Source organism: Streptomyces sp. NPDC050704 (assembly GCF_040654355.1).
Taxonomy (GTDB): domain Bacteria; phylum Actinomycetota; class Actinomycetes; order Streptomycetales; family Streptomycetaceae; genus Streptomyces.
In genome coordinates, this window is the sequence record NZ_JBFAHW010000031.1 from 37,077 (window position 1) to 53,550 (window position 16,474).

At 70.8% G+C, this 16,474-nt stretch carries 11 protein-coding genes; 3 read left to right on the forward strand and 8 right to left on the reverse strand.

Features of this window, described 5'->3' with window-relative positions:
* Positions 1–48: 48 nt before the first annotated feature.
* Positions 49–4,371 carry a trypsin-like peptidase domain-containing protein gene (locus AB0I18_RS19865; RefSeq protein ID WP_363106827.1) on the reverse strand — a complete coding sequence of 1,441 codons (4,323 nt, stop codon included), beginning with the start codon at positions 4,369–4,371 and terminating at the stop codon, positions 49–51.
* A 23-nt stretch (positions 4,372–4,394) separates the two neighbouring features.
* Positions 4,395–4,769: a CU044_2847 family protein gene (locus AB0I18_RS19870; protein ID WP_363106828.1), complete on the reverse strand. Its 375-nt coding sequence runs from the start codon at positions 4,767–4,769 to the stop codon at positions 4,395–4,397.
* Between the two features lie 240 nt (positions 4,770–5,009).
* On the opposite strand from AB0I18_RS19870, the gene AB0I18_RS19875 reads away from it, so the two are divergent.
* Entirely contained in the window at positions 5,010–6,497 is a 1,488-nt protein-coding gene (locus AB0I18_RS19875; protein ID WP_363106829.1) for an FG-GAP-like repeat-containing protein, read from the forward strand.
* Between the two features lie 83 nt (positions 6,498–6,580).
* On the opposite strand, the gene AB0I18_RS19880 is transcribed toward AB0I18_RS19875, so the two are convergent.
* Genes AB0I18_RS19880 through AB0I18_RS19890 form a run of 3 tightly spaced genes read right to left on the reverse strand, consistent with a single transcriptional unit; the run spans position 6,581 to position 10,803 of the window.
* Entirely contained in the window at positions 6,581–8,275 is a 1,695-nt protein-coding gene (locus AB0I18_RS19880) for a thiamine pyrophosphate-binding protein (protein WP_363106830.1), read from the reverse strand.
* A complete protein-coding gene (gene speB, locus AB0I18_RS19885) occupies positions 8,272–9,273 on the reverse strand; it encodes an agmatinase (RefSeq protein ID WP_363106831.1) in 1,002 nt (333 codons plus the stop codon). The genes AB0I18_RS19880 and speB overlap by 4 nt, the downstream gene beginning before the upstream one ends.
* A gap of 57 nt (positions 9,274–9,330) precedes the next feature.
* A complete protein-coding gene (locus tag AB0I18_RS19890; protein ID WP_363106832.1) occupies positions 9,331–10,803 on the reverse strand; it encodes a sodium:solute symporter in 1,473 nt (490 codons plus the stop codon).
* A gap of 102 nt (positions 10,804–10,905) precedes the next feature.
* Between AB0I18_RS19890 and AB0I18_RS19895 the strand changes: the two genes are divergently transcribed.
* Positions 10,906–12,477, forward strand: a complete 1,572-nt coding sequence (locus AB0I18_RS19895; protein WP_363106833.1) for a PucR family transcriptional regulator — start codon at positions 10,906–10,908, stop codon at positions 12,475–12,477.
* A 279-nt stretch (positions 12,478–12,756) separates the two neighbouring features.
* Entirely contained in the window at positions 12,757–13,554 is a 798-nt protein-coding gene (locus AB0I18_RS19900; protein ID WP_363106834.1) for a phosphatase, read from the forward strand.
* A 31-nt stretch (positions 13,555–13,585) separates the two neighbouring features.
* Here AB0I18_RS19900 and tesB read toward each other — a convergent pair whose 3' ends face one another.
* The 3 genes from tesB to AB0I18_RS19915 all read right to left on the reverse strand — a co-directional run bounded on the left by tesB (position 13,586) and on the right by AB0I18_RS19915 (position 16,431).
* Positions 13,586–14,458 carry an acyl-CoA thioesterase II gene (gene tesB / locus AB0I18_RS19905; RefSeq protein WP_363106835.1) on the reverse strand — a complete coding sequence of 291 codons (873 nt, stop codon included), beginning with the start codon at positions 14,456–14,458 and terminating at the stop codon, positions 13,586–13,588.
* 34 nt (positions 14,459–14,492) lie between these two features.
* Entirely contained in the window at positions 14,493–15,650 is a 1,158-nt protein-coding gene (locus AB0I18_RS19910) for an acyl-CoA dehydrogenase family protein (RefSeq protein ID WP_363106836.1), read from the reverse strand.
* Positions 15,651–15,828: 178 nt separating this feature from the next.
* Positions 15,829–16,431 (reverse strand): TetR/AcrR family transcriptional regulator, encoded by a 603-nt coding sequence (locus tag AB0I18_RS19915; protein WP_363106837.1) that lies wholly within the window; start codon positions 16,429–16,431, stop codon positions 15,829–15,831.
* Between the last annotated feature and the right edge of the window lie 43 nt (positions 16,432–16,474).

The following is a 16,474-nucleotide window of genomic DNA, read 5'->3' on the forward strand; positions in this document are numbered from 1 at the left end:
TCCCCCTGTCTTAGGGGGAGTTCAACCCACCGGTTCAGCCGTTCGGTCTCATGCCGGGCAGATCCGGTCCGGCAGCCCCGAGGGGAGGCTGCGGCGTTCGTCATCGGTGAGGTCGCGGCCGACGATGCGGCACAGGTGGCGTTTCCAGAGCTCGGGGTCGAGCCGGAACAGGTCCATGCCACCCCCTTCCACGCCCCGCACGAGCGTCTTGCCGTCGCTGGAGGCCGCATAGAAGGTCTGGTCCTCCACGAAGTCGTACGACTCCATGCGGTCGAGGTCCGAGAACTGCAGGAAGCGCACGTAGTTTCCATTGGCGAGAAAGAACTGTGAGTCGCCCACGGCTCTCAGCTGCGCCGCATCCGTCACCAGTGGCGGGCCGAGTGGACCGAATACTCTTTTCGGCTTCCGCCCGGTCGACACCGACCAGCCCTCGAGCATGCTGCCGGTGTTCATCACGACCGCGTACCGCCCGTTCCTCGTGAACACCGCGGCGACGAAGTCCCTACCGAATGTCATGCGGAGACTCTTGTTCTCCTTGCCCGTACGGCGGTCGACGGCGTGAACCGTGGGTTCACCCGTCACGCTGATCTGCAGATAGCCCGGTCTGGGGTGGGGGCGCACGAAGAAATCCGGTGACTCCCGCTCGGTGAGTCCGAGATCGCTTGCGTCGATCGTCTTCACCAGCGGCAGCCCGTCCCGGGCGTTCCACTGCTCGATCCGGCTACCGGAGACCGTCAGGAGTTCATCGTCGTCGACGAATCCGAAGTACGGCGGAACGATCTTCCGGTTCGCGCCGAGGGGCGGCATGGAGATGGTGATCTCCGCCACCCGGCGCAGGGATGGAAGGGCCCGGATCACGATCCTGTTCGGGCCGACCAGATCGGCCAGCAGTGTTTCGGCGGGGTTGACCTTCATCGGCTCCGAAGCCAACGCCGGGTCCACCGATGCGCCTCGCCCGGTCCGAGCGAGGGTCTTCAGCCGGCCGTTCGGGGCGGTCATCGCCTCACGGCTGTCGACGAGGGCCAGTCCTTCGCCGCGGGTGCCCTGGTGAACCACCATTTTCCCGCCGTCGCCGAGCGGGAGCGGAAGGCCGTAGACGTCGAAGACGTCCGTGCTCGTCGGCCGGGCGACCACCACGTTCTCGTCCCAGGACACCAGGACGGCGTCGCGCGAGTCTCCGAGGAGAGGCATTCCGGTGATCTCGCCGGTGGTGGCGCCGAGGGTCTTGCGTGCCGTTCCCTTCCTCCGCCGTGTGTCGACGAAGACCCACTCGCCGCTTCCCGTCGATGTCGCGAAGTGGTCGCCCTTCCGGTCCACGGTGATCTCGTGGCACGAGAAGGTGTCGGCGTCGGACTCGTAGCGCGTCAGCTCTCGCCCGTCCGCCACGCGTACGGCCCGATAGGTGGACGAGCCTCCGTCCGTTCCGTCTCCGCAGACGGCAAGGACACCGCCGTCTCCCGACAGGCCGATGGTCGCGACTCCCGACTTCTCGTCGACGCCATGCGCCAGCATCCGCGCCCTTCCGGTGCCGATGTCGACCGCCGCGACGGAGAACTTCAAGCTCGGCGCCTCGGAGTCGGGGACCTGGGCGACCAGCGTGTCCTCGTCCGGACCGAACCACACGCCCTGCACGTCCTTCGGCCGCGCCGGGAGCTCTCGGTTCCGACTCGTCGCCAGGTCCCACAGCCACAGCCGTCCGTCCGCCGACACCGTGGCCACACGGTTCCCGTCCGGGGAGAAGCCCGCGGTACCCACGGGGTTCAGGAAGAGATTCTCGGCCCGACCCGGATTCTTGAACTCGCCGCTCGGGACGCGGTTCGCGGGCCCCAGCACCTTGTCCGCCGTGGGATCGACGTCGTGCCAGAACAGGTCGCCGTACCCGTTGGACATATAGGCGATGCGCCGGCCGTCCCTGCTGACCAGCGGCACGGTGGCGTTGACCGCGAGGCCGAGCTGCTGGCGCAGCACCCTGCTTCCGACCCTGCGGACGAACAGTGTCGCGCGCCCTCTCTCCGTCGTCACAAGGGTCACCGCACCGTCGTTGCTGGTGGCCACCGCTCGGATCTTCCCCTCCGCCCCGCCCAGCATCCACGTGGCGTCCTTGAACGCTCCGTACCGGCGCATCAGCGCGTTACGGGCCTCGTGTGTCGGCGAGATGTCATGGGCGGCCATGGCTGCCAGGGCCGCCAGGCCGGGATCCCTCATCGCCCGCTCGTCCGAGAGGATGGACAGTGCACGCGACCGCGCCTCCCCGTCCCGCTCCGCGCTGACCTGGGCCTGGTAGATGAGGAAGGTGCCCAGGCCGACGATCAGCGCGAACACCACGGCCACGGCGGTCCATGCGGCGCGCCTGCGGGTCCGGCGTGCCCGGTGCCGCTGCCGGGTGAGCACGAGGAAGTCCCGTTCCCGCTCAGTGAGTTCCATCTCCCGGTCCCTCAACCTGCCGGTCAGCGCCGCGAGTTGAAGTGCTCCGGGCAGCAGGTCCGTGGACTTGTCTCCCCGGGTCCAGCGGTCGAGGTCATGGCCCAACTCCGCCCGGCCCGCCAGAAACTCGCTGTCGGCCCTCACCTGCTCGTCCAGCTGAGGCCAGACCGTGATCAGCGCCTCGTGCGCGAGCTCGGCGGTCTCCGGTTCCCCTTCCTCACCGTGCAGGACGAGTAGCCGCCGATCGGCGAACGCCCTGGCGAGCCACCATCCCGCCTCGCCCGCCTCCTCCCTGGTGAGCCTGCGGCGCAGCGGGGTCTCGCTTCCGGGCAGGACCCGAACGAGACCGGTGAGCAACCGGGGCGCCTCGGCCTCGCGCGCCGGCTGTCCTTCGACGCACTCCTTCCAGGCCTGTCCGGCGTGCTGCTGGAGCGCGCCGGAGACACCGCCCATCTCGTCGTACGCCGTCGCGCGCAGCCGCCCGGCGGTCTGCCGTTCCCAGAGCTTCTCCAGTACGAAGCCCAGCAGCGGCAGGATTCCCGGTTCGCCACCCGCGTCGTCCAGGAGGCGCTGATCGAGCCCGGGGTCGTACGTCACCGCGGGAGTCCGCTCCAGCGGTCTGGTGATCACGTCCGCGAGCTGGTCCCTGGACATCGGTGTGAGCGGAAGCGTCCTGCCGCCCCGCAGCGCGGGACCCAGCCGCGGGTGCTTCAGCATCGCGTCCATGAAGTCGGCACGCAGGGTGGCCAGCACTCGGAGTCCCGCGTCGGGGCGGTGCTGGGGGAAAAGCAGCCCGACGGCCTCCTCGACCTCGGTCTCGGTGCGGTCCAGGAGGGCTTCGGCCTGGTCGAGTACGACAACGACTCTGCCCCCCGCCCCTCCCCGCACGAGGTGAAGTGTGTCCACGAGGCCCTTTTGGCCGAGCAGCGACTCCACCTCGGCGGCGCTGTTCACCCGCTCCGGCCCGTACCGTCCCTGCCGGACGGCCTCGTACAGCACGGTGGCGAGGGCGGTACGCGGTGACGAGATCTTGCCCGCGTCCACCACCAGCACCTCGTACCCGTCCCGCTGTATCCGGGGGGCGACACCGGCCAACGCCAGGGAGGACTTTCCACAGCCTGACGGCCCGCAGAGGACGACGGCGGGGTGAACCCCGCGCAGGGCCGTGATCACGTCCTCTATGTCGTCGTCACGTCCGAAGAAGACGTCCTCGTCACTTTCCTGGAAGGTGGCCAGGCCTCGGAAGGGCGAGGTCGGAAGGATCTCCGAAACGAGACAGGGCAACTCCCGCAGCAGGGCTCTCGTATGGAGGACGAAGGCCTGCTGGGCGTCCTGTGCGGGTTGGGCGGCCACGACGAAGCCGACCACCGCACCCAGCGTGGTGTCCCAGACGGGGCTGCCACTGAATCCCTCTCTGATGTGAACGACCTGTCCACCGGCCCGGGAGAGCTGGAACCAGCCCTCGCTCGTGGCACCGCCGAGTCTTCCCCGAAACCAGATCGCACCCGGTTCGCCGCCGGTGAACCCCACGACGCGCGCCTCGTGCTGGAAGACGCTCTCGGGTTGGGCCATGGGCAGCGGGCGAGTACCTGAGACGGGGTGCGGCAGCCGCAGGGCGACGATGTCGCCCGTGGCGTCGCGGCGGGTCGGAATCCAGTGTTCGACCTTGGCGGTACCACCCGGGAGGCGGGTGTCGTCGGTACCGTCGGCCAGGGGTTCCGCCAGCGGGAAGTCGACGGTGACCTCGATTCCGGCCGTCACCGTCTCCTCGCGCGGCCGTCCCAACGCGTCTGACACCACGTGGGCGCACGTCAGTACCAGGTCCGGGGCGGCGAGAAAGCCCGCGCCGACGGGCTCGCCGTCCTTCCCCGTGATACGAACCACCGCCGAGGCCAGCACCTCGTCCGCGCTCCGTGACTCCGCCCCGGCCACCACGTCCCCCGTCACACCGTCACCTTCACACCGTCAGTTCAACTCGCCTGTTGATTATGGTCTGTTGGGCCGCGCTCCTCGCTCCGGTTCCACGTAAGGGTTACGGAGAAATTGGCCGCCGTCGCGGTGCTGGCGATGACGACGTCAGCCTCGGCCGACAGCGACACCCCGAACTCCAGCGTGATCTCGTCCGGCGCGTTCGCCAGTCCCCGGAACCGTCCCACGAAGCTCTCCGCCACCGGCCGTACGGTGTCCAGCATCTGGCCGAAGGACCGCTCCGCGCGCGCCACTGGGCGAGCACCACGACCTACCCGCACAAGGGTTTCGTCCACTTCGCGGATCTGGACACGGATCGCTTCGTCGCTGCCGTCACCCAGGGGCACTTCGACCGTGTGGACAGGGCGTTCGCCCATGGCATCCTCCAACACTCGGAAGCTGGAGATCGTAACGAAGTCAATCTCCGCCCGGGTCTGGGCGATCCGACAGACCGGCGGTGACGTGCCCTGAACTCCCTGTTACGGATGGGGAGTTCAGGGGTCATGGTTACCAACCGATGACATTCGGGCGTACAACCGGTGTCGTTCATTCCGAGTCTTACTCCGTGTACAGGGCACCCGAGCGTGCCCAACCGGAACGACTCGAGAGGTCTATGTATGTCCCGAGCACGACGCAGGAGCCGCACCGCCCGGCTGACCGCGCCCCTGGCCGCCGCCGCGCTGCTCGCCGGTGGAGTGGGCGCCCTGGCCCTGACCGGAGCCTCGGCCCAGGCCGCCACCGGATCCGCGAACGCCCAGGACGACTTCAACGGTGACGGTTACGCCGACCTCGTCGTCGGCGCCCCGAACGCCACGGTGTCCAGCAAGGCCAAGGCGGGCTATGTGGCCGTCACGTACGGCTCCGCCGACGGGCTCTCCGCCGGCAACAAGAAGCTCATCAGCCGCTCCACCGGCGGCGTTCCCGGCTCCGCCACCGCGAGCCAGTTCTTCGGGTCGACGTTCAGCAAGGGCGACCTGGACGGCGACGGTTTCAGCGACCTCGTGATCGCGGGCGGCAAGGCGGGCTCGGTCATCCTGTGGGGCTCCGCCTCCGGCCTCACCGGCGGCACGAACATCGCCGGGTACGGGGAGGCTCCCCAGGCCGGTGACTTCGACGGCGACGGCAAGCTGGACCTCGCCCTGTTCGCCGACCAGAACGTCGCGGGCGACGACCCGCCGAGCGCCGCCGCCACCGTGTGGAAGGGCCCGGTCTCGCGTGCCGGGACGCCGGCCGCCACCCTGCCCATCCTGGACAAGTCCCTGTGGTGGGGCTACGACGCAAACGACGCCTCCTGCGCCACCAACGGCGGCTGTGAGGAGGACGGCGACTCGATCAGCGGTCCCATCAGCTCCGGCCAGGTCGGCGACGTCAACGGCGACGGCAAGGACGACATCGTCCAGTGGCGGTACGAGGGCGACGGCGTCTGGGGCAACCGTCTGCTGCTCGGCGGCGGCAGCACGGGCTTCACCCGCGGCTGGGTCCCCGGGGAGGCCACGGGGCTCGACACGGGCACCGGCATCGGGGACGTGAACGGCGACGACTTCGACGACGTGGTGGTCGGCAACGACTGGGACGGCAAGGTGAAGGTCGCGCTCGGTTCGGCCTCCGGCCTGTCCGAGGACCGTGTCCAGACCTTCGACCAGGACCTGGCCGGGGTCCCGGGCGTCGAGGAGGAGGGCGACGAACTCGGCGCCTCGGTCTCGGTCGCCGATGTCACGGGTGACGGATTCGCCGACATCGCGCTCGGCGTACCCGGCGAGGACATCGGCACCGTCGCCGATGCCGGCTCGATCGCCCTCGTGCACGGCAGCGCCTCCGGCGTCACGGGTGCCGGAGCCCAGACCTTCCACCAGGACACCGCGGGCGTCCCCGGGGTCGCCGAGGCGAACGACCGGTTCGGTGTGAGCACCGCGCTCCTGGACGTCAACGGCGACGGCCGCCTCGACCTGGCCGCCGGTTCCACCGACGAGAACAGCCTGAACGGCGCGGTCTGGGTCCTGCGCGGCACCGCGACCGGCCTCACCGCCACGTCCTCGTTCGCCTTCGGCGGCAAGGACCTGTCGGCGCCCTACACGGACGCGCGCTTCGGGGCGTTCCTGCGCTGAGCGACCGAGCCCTGCGGGGATGCGCTGCGGGATGCGGTGGGGCGGCCCGGTGCCGCCCCACCGCCATGTTCGGCCCAGGTGTGTCAGCCCAGGTGTGTCGGCGCGAACATCCGCAGCAGTGCCGGGAGTACGACCACCGAAGGACCCGGCGTGGCAAGGGACTTGGCGAGGTCGTCGGCCAGGGAGTCCGGGGTCGTCCGTACGCCGGGGACGCCGAAGGACTCGGCGAGTGCCACGTAGTCGGGGCGGGACAGTTCTGTTGCCGTGGACCGGCCGAAGGCGTCCGTCATGTACTCGCGCAGGATGCCGTATCCGCCGTCGTCGACGATGAGCCAGGTCACGTCGAGGTTGTGCTGCCTGGCGGTGGCCAGTTCGGCGATGGAGTAGAGCGCGCCGCCGTCGCCGGAGACCGCCAGGACGGGGTGCGTGGGGTCGGCGACCGCGGCGCCGAGGGCCGCCGGGAAGGCGTAGCCGAGGCCGCCCGAGCCCTGGGCGGAGTGCATGGTGTTCGGGCGGCGGGCGTCGAAGGCGGCCCAGGCCCAGTAGGACAGGATGGTCATGTCCCAGAAGCTCGGCGACCGGTCGGGCAGGGCCTGACGGACGGCGGCCAGCACGCCTTGTTCCAGGGTGAGTTCCTGGGCGTCGATGCGCGCACGGACCAGGTCGAGGACGGTGCGTACGCGGTCGGCCGCGGTCGGGTCCGCCCTGTCCTCCCGTACGGGGACTGTTTCCAGCAGCGCCGACAGGGCGAGGCGGGCGTCCGCGTGGATGCCGAGGGCCGGGTGGTTGGACTCCAGTTTGCCGAGGTCCGCCTCGATCTGGATGACCCGGCCGCGCGGCTTGAACGTGTGGTAGTTCGAGGAGAGTTCGCCCAGGCCTGAGCCGACGACGAGGAGGACGTCCACGTCCTCCAGGAAGTCCGTCGTGTGGCGGTCCTCCAGCCAGGACTGGAGCGAGAGCGGGTGGTTCCAGGGGAAGGCGCCCTTGCCGCCGTAGGTGGTGACGACGGGCGCGGACAGCCGCTCGGCGAGCTGACGGAGCTTCCCCGCCGCGTCGGCCCGTACGACACCGCCGCCCGCGATGATCACCGGCCGGGCCGCCTTCGACAGCAGGTCCGCGGCCACGGCGGTCAGTTCGGGGCGCGGGGGAAGCTCGTGGGGGGTCGCGTCCGCCGCTGTGACGACCGGCAGGATCGTGTCCGCGGTCAGTACGTCCTGCGGGATCTCCACCCACACCGGTCCGTGCGGGGCGGTGAGTGCCGACTCCCAGGCCTCGGCGAGCGCGGACGGGATCTGTGACTGCGTACGGACCGTGTGGACGGACTTCACGACGCCCCTGAACGAGGCCTGCTGGTCCGGGAGTTCGTGCAGATAGCCGTGGCGGCCGCCGCCCAGCCCCGCCGTCGGGATCTGGCTGCTGATCGCCAGGACGGGCGCGCTCGCGGCCGCGGCCTCCTGGAGCGCGGCCAGCGAGGTCAGCGCGCCCGGGCCCGTCGAAAGGAGCAGCGGGGCCGCCTCGCCGGTGATCCGGCCGTACGCGTCCGCCGCGAACCCGGCGTTGTTCTCGACCCGCAGACCGATGTACGTCAGGTCCGAGCGGTGCAGCGCGTCGAACATGCCGAGCGCGTGCTGGCCCGGCAGGCCGAAGACGGTGGTCGCGCCGAGGCCGGCGAGGGTCTCCACGACCAGGTCTCCGCCGTTGCGGCCGGGCGGAGGGTTGAGTGCGGCCTCCGTCTGCGCGGCGGTCGGGCGGAGCTCCAGGTCGTGGTCGTGGGTCACTTGGCCTCGGTCTCCTTGCGAGCGTGCGCGATCCGGTCGCGGTCCTGCGCGATCTGGCGGGACATGATGGTCGTCAGTTCGTACGCCGTGTGGGACGCGGCGACGGAGGTGATCTCGGCGTGATCGTACGCGGGGGCGACCTCCACGACGTCGGCGGAGACCAGGTGGCAGGAGGCCAGACCGCGCAGGATCTCCAGGAGTTCGCGCGAGGTCATGCCGCCCGCCTCGGGGGTGCCGGTGCCGGGCGCGTGGGCCGGGTCGAGGCAGTCGATGTCGATGGAGATGTACAGCGGGCGGTCGCCGATGCGCTGCCGCAGCTGGTCGGCCACCTCGTCGGCGCCGCGCCGGTAGACGTCGGCCGAGGTGACGATGCCGAAACCCAGCTTCTCGTCGTCGGTCAGGTCCTGCCTGCCGTACAGGGGCCCGCGGATACCCACGTGGGACAGGGCGGAGGTGTCCAGAATCCCCTCCTCGACGGCCCGGCGGAACGGGGTGCCATGCGTGTACTCCGCGCCGAAGTACGTGTCCCAGGTGTCGAGGTGGGCGTCGAAGTGGAGCAGCGCGACCGGTCCGTGTTTCCTCGCGACCGCGCGGAGGAGAGGGAGCGCGATGGTGTGGTCGCCGCCGAGGGTCATGAGCCGCGCGCCGGTGCCGAGGAGTTCGTCGGCGGCCCCCTCGATGGTCTCCACGGCCTCGTTGATGTCGAAGGGGTTCGCCGCGATGTCCCCGGCGTCGGCGACCTGCGCGAGGGCGAAGGGGGACGCGTCCTGCGCCGGGTTGTACGGGCGCAGGAGACGGCTCGCCTCGCGGATCGCGTTCCCGCCGAAGCGGGCACCGGGCCGGTACGAGACGCCCGCGTCGAACGGCACACCGACTACGGCGACGTCGGTGGTGCCGACCTCGTCGAGCCGGGGCAGCCGGGCGAAGGTCGCGGGACCCGCGTACCGCGGGACGCGGGACGAGTCGACGGGGCCGCGAGGCGTCTCGTTGCTGCTCATGGGGTTATGCCTTCTTCCCTACGCTTCGTCGCGTATGTACTACTAATGGGTACGACTCTACTGGTGTGCTGGAGCGGTCGTGGACACGGCTTCGGACGCGGGTTCGGAGCCCCGGCCGGCGAGCCGCTCGCGCCAGGCGGCCAGCACCGCCGCGTCGGTCGCGGGCGTGGCCAGGGAGACGATCAGGTACGCGGCCAGCGAGGACAGCAGCCCGTAGTAGACGGGTTCGTTCGCGAGGATCCCGTAGGCGGCCATCAGCGAGATGACCGCGAGACTGCCGGCCGCGACGGCGGCGAGGGCGCCCTGGGCGGTGCCGCGCTTCCAGAGCAGGCCGCCGAGGATGGGCACCAGGAGACCGCCGACGAGCAGGTTGTACGCGACGGTCAGGGCCTCGACGACGTTGTTGAGGGCGATCGCCGTGCAGATCACCGCGATGCCCATGATGAGGATGAAGGCCCGGTTGCCCCTGACCTCGTCGTGATCCCCGCCGTCCCGCCGCACGACGCCCCGCAGCCGCGACCAGATGTCGTTGTTGGCGACGGTCGCACAGGCGATGAGGGCCCCGGACGACGTCGACATCACGGCCGCGAGGGCTGCCGCGAGCACCAACCCCCGTACGCCCACCGGCAGTTCGTCCTTCACGATGGTCGCGAAGGCGTCGTCCGCGCTGGCGAGGTTCGGGTAGAGGACCTTGGCCGCCGTTCCGATGACGGCGCCGGCGAGCGCGTACACCAGGCAGTACGTGCCCGCGACCGTGCCGCCCCACTTGGCGGTCGTGTCGCTGCGCGCGGTGAACACGCGCTGCCAGATGTCCTGTCCGATCAGCATGCCGAACGTGTAGATCAGCACGTACGTGAAGATCGTCTCGCCGCCGATGCCCAGCGGGTCGAAATACCCGGTGGGCAGCGAGTCCTTCATCTCGCTGAAGCCGCCCGCCTTGACGACGGCGATGGGGAGCAGGAGCAGCAGCACGCCGATGGTCTTCACCACGAACTGCACCATGTCGGTGAGGGTGATGGACCACATCCCGCCGAGCGTCGAGTACGCGACGACGATCGAGCCGCCGAGGACGATCGCGACCGTCCGGTTCATGTCGAAGAGGACGTCGAAGATCGTGGCGTACGCGATGGTCGAGGTGACCGCGAGCATGAGCGTGTACGCCCACATGACGACGCCCGAGATCACGCCGGCCCGTCCGCCGTACCGCAGGTCGAGCATCTCGGAGACGGTGTAGACCTTCAGGCGGGCGATACGGGCCGAGAAGAAGACGGAGAGTGCGAGGAGACCGAGGCCGATGGTGAAGACCATCCAGGCGCCGGAGAGCCCGTACTGGTAGCCGAGGCCGACGCCGCCGATGGTGGACGCGCCGCCGAGGACGATCGCGGCCATCGTGCCGGAGTACATCGCCGGCCCGAGCCGCCGGCCCGCGACCAGGAACTCACTCTTGGACTGCGCGCGGCGCATGCCCCACCAGCCCACGGCCAGCATCCCCACGAGATAGACGACGATCACTGCGTAGTCGATGGCCATGGGGCCCACCCTTCTCGACGGTTTAGGTGGTTCGGGGGTCGACCCTAGGTGGCTGGAAAGCGGCGCTGAAGTGTACGTTTCATCCACTCGAACCCGGATCCGATGGAGGAAACGTCCACCATGCCGGACCCAGCCGCCCCTATCCTCCCTTCTGTCCCTCCCACACCACCTGTGCCGCTGGCTGCTCTGCTGGCCCGGGAGGACCTCGCCCTGCGTCGGATCGCGGGCCCGGCGGATCCGGCCACGGTGATCCACTGGGCGCACACGTCGGAGATGGCGGACCCGTACCCGTATCTGCTCGGCGGGGAGCTGCTGCTCACGGCCGGGGTGCACATCCCGGACGCGGCGGGCTCCGGCACGTACTTCGACGCGTACGTCTCCCGGATCGTCGAGGCGGGCGGCGCGGCCCTCGGCTTCGGGGTGGCCCCGGTGCACGACACGGTCCCGCGCGCCCTGGTCGTGGCCTGCGACCGCTACGGCCTGCCCCTCCTGGAGGTTCCGCCCCGTACGACCTTCTCGGCCGTGGCCCGGGCGGTCTGGCAGCTCATGGCCCAGGCCCGCCACACCGAACTGCGCCGCGTCACGGAGGCCCAGCAGAGCCTGGCCGCGGCGGCGGCCCGCCCGGACCCGGTCCCGTCGGTCCTGCGACAGCTCGCGCGACGGGTGGGCGGCCGGACCACGCTGTACGCCCCGGACGGCACGGAGGTGGCGACGGCGGGGCGGCGGCCGGATGCAGGGTCAGCGCCCGATGCGGGGGCAGCGGTGAGCGAGGCGCTGGCCGAGCTGGCGAAGGTGGTACGCCCGACCGCCCCTTCCTCAACCACCCTCTCCTCGGCCACCCCCTCCTCCGCCACCCCTTCCTCCGCCACCGACACGGTCGCCGGTACGCACCTCGCCGCCTACGCCCTCGGCACGGGCCAGGGTTTCGTGCTGGGCGTGGCGGCCCAGCACCGCGACCCCGGCGACCACACCATCGCCTCCGTCGGCGCCGTCCTCCTCTCCCTGCTCACCGGCGAGCACCAGAGCGGCGAGGGCGCCGCCCGCTCCTCGGCCCTCGTACGGCTGCTGCTGGGAGCCGCGCCGCCGGACGTGGCGCCGCTGCTGGGCGGCGAACGGTGGGTGGTGGTCCACGCGCGGCCGGACGGCCCCGGCGGCCCCGCGCCGGACGCCGTCGCCGCGTCCGCGCTCGGGGCGGCGCTCGGCTCGGCGCTGGTCGACGTGGCCGGTGACGTCGTACGCGTCCTCGTCCCCGCCGACCGCCGCGAACCCGCCGCCCAGCCCGGCTGGACGTGCGGCGCCAGCGCACCCGTCGGCCCGCACGAGTGGCCGGCCGCCGACACCCAGGCGGCCCGCGCCCTGTCCCGGGCACGGGCCACCCGTACGTCCCTGGTCCGCCACGGCGAACGCCCCGTCCTCGCCGACCTGGTCCCGCCGGCCGAGGCCGCCGCCCACGCCCGTACGGTCCTCGCGCCCCTCGCCACCAACCCCGCCCTCACCGAGACCCTGCGCACCTGGCTCTCCCTGCACGGCAGTTGGGACCGCACCGCAGTCGCCCTCTCCGTCCACCGCAACACGGTCCGCCAGCGCATCACCCGCTGCGCAACCCTCCTGAACACAAACCTGGACGACCCCGACGTACGCATGGAGCTGTGGTTCGCACTACGCCACACGTGAACCGCGCGGGCCTGAGCTGAGCGGCGCGGACTGAGCTGAGCGGCGCGGGCTGAGCTGAGCGGCGCACGCTGAGCTGAGCGGCGCGGGCTGAGCTGAAAGACAGGGCGCAGCCCGTCTTTCAGGGGCGCGGGGCGTGACATTTGCGGCTCCGCCGCGTGGGCGCGCCCAGCCCCCACCCACCCGCACCCGACAAACCCCGCCCCAAACCCCGAGTGACCCATATCCCACGGTTCGATACACCGGCGCCACCCAGCGGAGCGCACCGGCAGAATGGGGGGCATGCCGATACCCGGGACCCCCAGCCGCGCCGACCTCGTTGACCACCTCGTACGGACGCGTATCGCGGGCGACGTGGCCACTCCTCGTGAGAACAACCTCTCCCACTACCGGAAGCTGGCGAACGGCGACCGCAACTACTGGCTCGGTCTCGAGCTCGGCGACCGCTGGACCGACGAGCAGGACGTACTGGCCGTCATGGCCGAGCGGTGCGGTGTGAACGACGACCCGGAGTACCGGTTCGGCCAGGACACCATCGACCCGGAGCTGACGGCCGACGCGCTGGAGCGCATGGCGGGCCGGCTGCGCAAGGCGGCGGCCGGCAAGCAGCGGGTGCTGTTCGCGACGGGCCACCCGGGCGGCCTGCTGGACGTGCACCGCGCGACGGCCGCCGCGCTGCGCGGCGCGGGCTGCGAGATCGTGGTGATCCCGGACGGGCTGAGCACGGACGAGGGGTACGTGTTCCAGTTCGCGGACGTCGCGGTCCTGGAGCACGGCGCCACGCTGTGGCACACGCACTCCGGTGAGCCGATGCGGGCGATCCTGAAGGCCCTGGAGGGCGAGGGCCGCCCGCTGCCCGACCTGGTCGTCGCCGACCACGGCTGGGCGGGCTGCGCCGGCCAGCTGGGCATCGACTCCATGGGGTACGCGGACTGCAACGACCCGGCCCTCTTCCTCGCCGAGTCCGAGGGCACCGTCCAGGTGACCATCCCCATGGACGACCACGTCACGAGCCCCCGGTTCTACGACCCGATGACGGCGTACCTGCTGGACGCGGCGGGCCTCACGCACACGGAGTGACCCGGGGCCCGGGCGCCCGGGCCCCGGCACGTCACCGGGGAATCCGTACGACGCCCTCCTGGATCACCGTGATCGCCAGCCGGCCGTCCTGCGTGTAGATACGGGCCTGGCCGAGGCCCCGCCCGCCGGACGCGGACGGCGACTCCTGGTCGTACAGCAGCCATTCGTCGGCGCGGAACGGCCGGTGGAACCACATCGCGTGGTCCAGCGAGGCGCCGACGACGTCTCCGGTGACCCAGCCGCCGCGCCCGTGGGCGAGCAGCACGGAGTCCAGGAGCGTCATGTCGGAGACGTACGTGGCGAGGCAGACATGCAGGAGAGGGTCGTCCGCGAGCTTGCCGTTGGTGCGGAACCACACCTGGGAGCGGGGTTCGCGCGGCTCGCCGACGCTGGCGAAGGGCGGCGCGTCGACATAGCGGAGGTCGACGGCCGCGCGCGACTCCAGCACCCGCTGGGCGACGCCCTGGTCGCGGTACAGCTCCACGTACCGCGGCAGCATCTCCGCCGCGGTCGGCAGCGTCTCCGGGTCGGGTGCGGCCGGCATGTCGGCCTGGTGCTCCAGGCCCTCCTCGTACGTCTGGAAGGACGCGGAGAGATGGAAAATTGGCTTGCCGTGCTGGACGGCGACCACCCGGCGGGTCGCGAAGGACCGGCCGTCGCGGATGCGGTCGACGGTGTAGACGATCGGCGCGCCCGGGTCCCCGGCGCGCAGGAAGTACGCGTGCAGGGAGTGCGCGAGGCGGTCCTCGGGGACCGTACGTCCCGCGGCGACCAGTGCCTGCGCCGCGACCTGTCCGCCGAAGACGCGCGGAACGACGGCGAAGCGGGACTGGCCGCGGAAGATGTCCTCCTCGATCCGCTCCAGGTCGAGCAGATCGAGGAGGCCTTCAAGTGCCTGGCTCATGTGTCGGTTGTACCGTGAACTGATTTCCCGGGCCTTACAGACCCATGTCCTTCGCGATGATCGACTTCATGATCTCGCTGGTGCCGCCGTAGATGCGGTTGACACGGTTGTCGGCGTACAGGCGGGCGATCGGGTACTCGTTCATGAAGCCGTAGCCGCCGTGCAGCTGGAGGCAGCGGTCGATGACGCGGTGCGCGACCTCGGTGCAGAACAGCTTGGCGCTCGCGGCCTCGGCCGGCGACAGCTCGCCCGCGTCGAGGGCCTCCAGGGTGCGGTCGGCGACGGCCTGCGCGGCGTCCACCTCGGCCTGGCAGGCGGCCAGCTCGAACTTGGTGTTCTGGAAGGAGGCGACCGACTTGCCGAAGACGGTGCGCTCCAGCACGTACTCCTTGGCGAACCGGACGGCCGCCGCGGCCTGCGCGTACGCGCCGAAGGCGATGCCCCAGCGCTCGGAGGCCAGGTTCTTGCCGAGGTAGCCGAAGCCCTTGTTCTCCTCGCCCAGCAGGTCCTCGACGGGCACCTTCACGTCGACGAACGCCAGTTCGGCGGTGTCGGAGACCTTCAGGCCGAGCTTGTCGAGCTTGCGGCCCACCGAGTAGCCCTCGGACTTGGTGTCGACGGCGAACAGCGAGATACCGAAGCGGCGGTCGTCCTCGCGCGGGGCCGAGGTGCGGGCGCAGACGATCACGCGGTCGGCGTGCACGCCGCCGGTGATGAACGTCTTGGCGCCGTTGAGCACGTAGTGCGTGCCGTCCTCGGAGAGCTTCGCGGTGGTCTTCATGCCCGCGAGGTCGGAGCCGGTGCCCGGCTCCGTCATCGCGAGGGCCCACATCTCCTCACCGGAGACGAACTTCGGCAGCCACTTCTTCTTCTGCTCGTCGGTGGCGAGCATCTTCACGTACGGCAGCCCGAGCAGCACGTGCACGCCGGAGCCGCCGAAGGAGACACCCGCGCGGGCCGTCTCCTCGTACATGACGGCTTCGAACTTGTACGAGTCGATGCCCGCGCCGCCGTACTCCTCGTCCACGCGGATGCCGAAGACACCCAGCTCACCGAGCTTGTAGTAGAAGTCGCGCGGCGCCTGGCCGGCGGCGAACCACTCGTCGTAGACCGGCACGACCTCGGCCTCTATGAACGCCCGGAGAGTCTCCCGGAACGCCTCGTGGTCCTCGTTGAACACCGTACGGCGCACCGCCGCCACCCCTTCTTGCGCCTAAACCGGCGCCGCTCTCGCGTACCTGGTTGCTCGCCGTCGGGGTTCCTCAATTCATGCTTGCGGTCCGATGGCTAAGCGCTTGCTCAGGGTTTACGTTACCCGTCGGTTGCAATCGTCGTCCAGAGCAACCACCCCGGCCACCCCGAGACGCTCGTCACGCCCCGGCGGCCGCTCCCGCCGCCTCGAACGCGCCCCGCGCCATCCGGTGCAGCAGCGCGGCGGTGGCGGTGCGGCCGGGCAGGGTGGCCGGGCGGCTGATGTGCGGCGTGGAGTTGAGGAGCCCGAAGACCGCGTGCACGGCGGCCCGCGCGGCCGGCTCCGCGAGGTCCGGGAAGACCTCGCGCACGACCTCCACCCACAGCTCGACGTACTGACGCTGGAGCTGCCGTACGAGCTTGCGATCGCTGTCCCTCAGACGGTCCAGCTCCCGGTCGTGCAGGGTGATCAGCGGGCGGTCGTCGAGCGCGAAGTCGATGTGGCCCTCGATGAGCGAGTCGAGGACCGTCCCGGGGTTCCCGTCGGTCTCCGCCACCCGGCGCTTGCCCCCGGTCAGCAGCTGTCCGCTGATCCCCACCAGCAGCTCGGCGAGCATCGCGTCCTTGCCCGCGAAGTGCCGGTACAGGCCGGGGCCGCTGATGCCGACCGCCGCCCCTATCTCATCGACCCCGACCCCGTGGAAGCCGCGCTCGGCGAACAGCCGGGCGGCCTCCTTGAGGATCTGCTCGCGGCGGGTGGGGGCGTCGGTTCTCGTGGCCATGGGAGCAATTCTAGACAGGGAGGTTAGCGCTCGTTAACCTGAA

Bases quoted from the DNA above. Each gene is read 5' to 3' on its own strand.
- AB0I18_RS19895 (WP_363106833.1), top strand. From the start codon at position 10,906: ATGGAGGAAACGTCCACCATGCCGGACCCAGCCGCCCCTATCCTCCCT.
- tesB (WP_363106835.1), bottom strand. From the start codon at position 14,458: ATGAGCCAGGCACTTGAAGGCCTCCTCGATCTGCTCGACCTGGAGCGG.
- AB0I18_RS19870 (WP_363106828.1), bottom strand. From the start codon at position 4,769: ATGGGCGAACGCCCTGTCCACACGGTCGAAGTGCCCCTGGGTGACGGC.
- AB0I18_RS19900 (WP_363106834.1), top strand. From the start codon at position 12,757: ATGCCGATACCCGGGACCCCCAGCCGCGCCGACCTCGTTGACCACCTC.
- AB0I18_RS19915 (WP_363106837.1), bottom strand. From the start codon at position 16,431: ATGGCCACGAGAACCGACGCCCCCACCCGCCGCGAGCAGATCCTCAAG.
- AB0I18_RS19875 (WP_363106829.1), top strand. From the start codon at position 5,010: ATGTCCCGAGCACGACGCAGGAGCCGCACCGCCCGGCTGACCGCGCCC.
- AB0I18_RS19890 (WP_363106832.1), bottom strand. From the start codon at position 10,803: ATGGCCATCGACTACGCAGTGATCGTCGTCTATCTCGTGGGGATGCTG.
- speB (WP_363106831.1), bottom strand. From the start codon at position 9,273: ATGAGCAGCAACGAGACGCCTCGCGGCCCCGTCGACTCGTCCCGCGTC.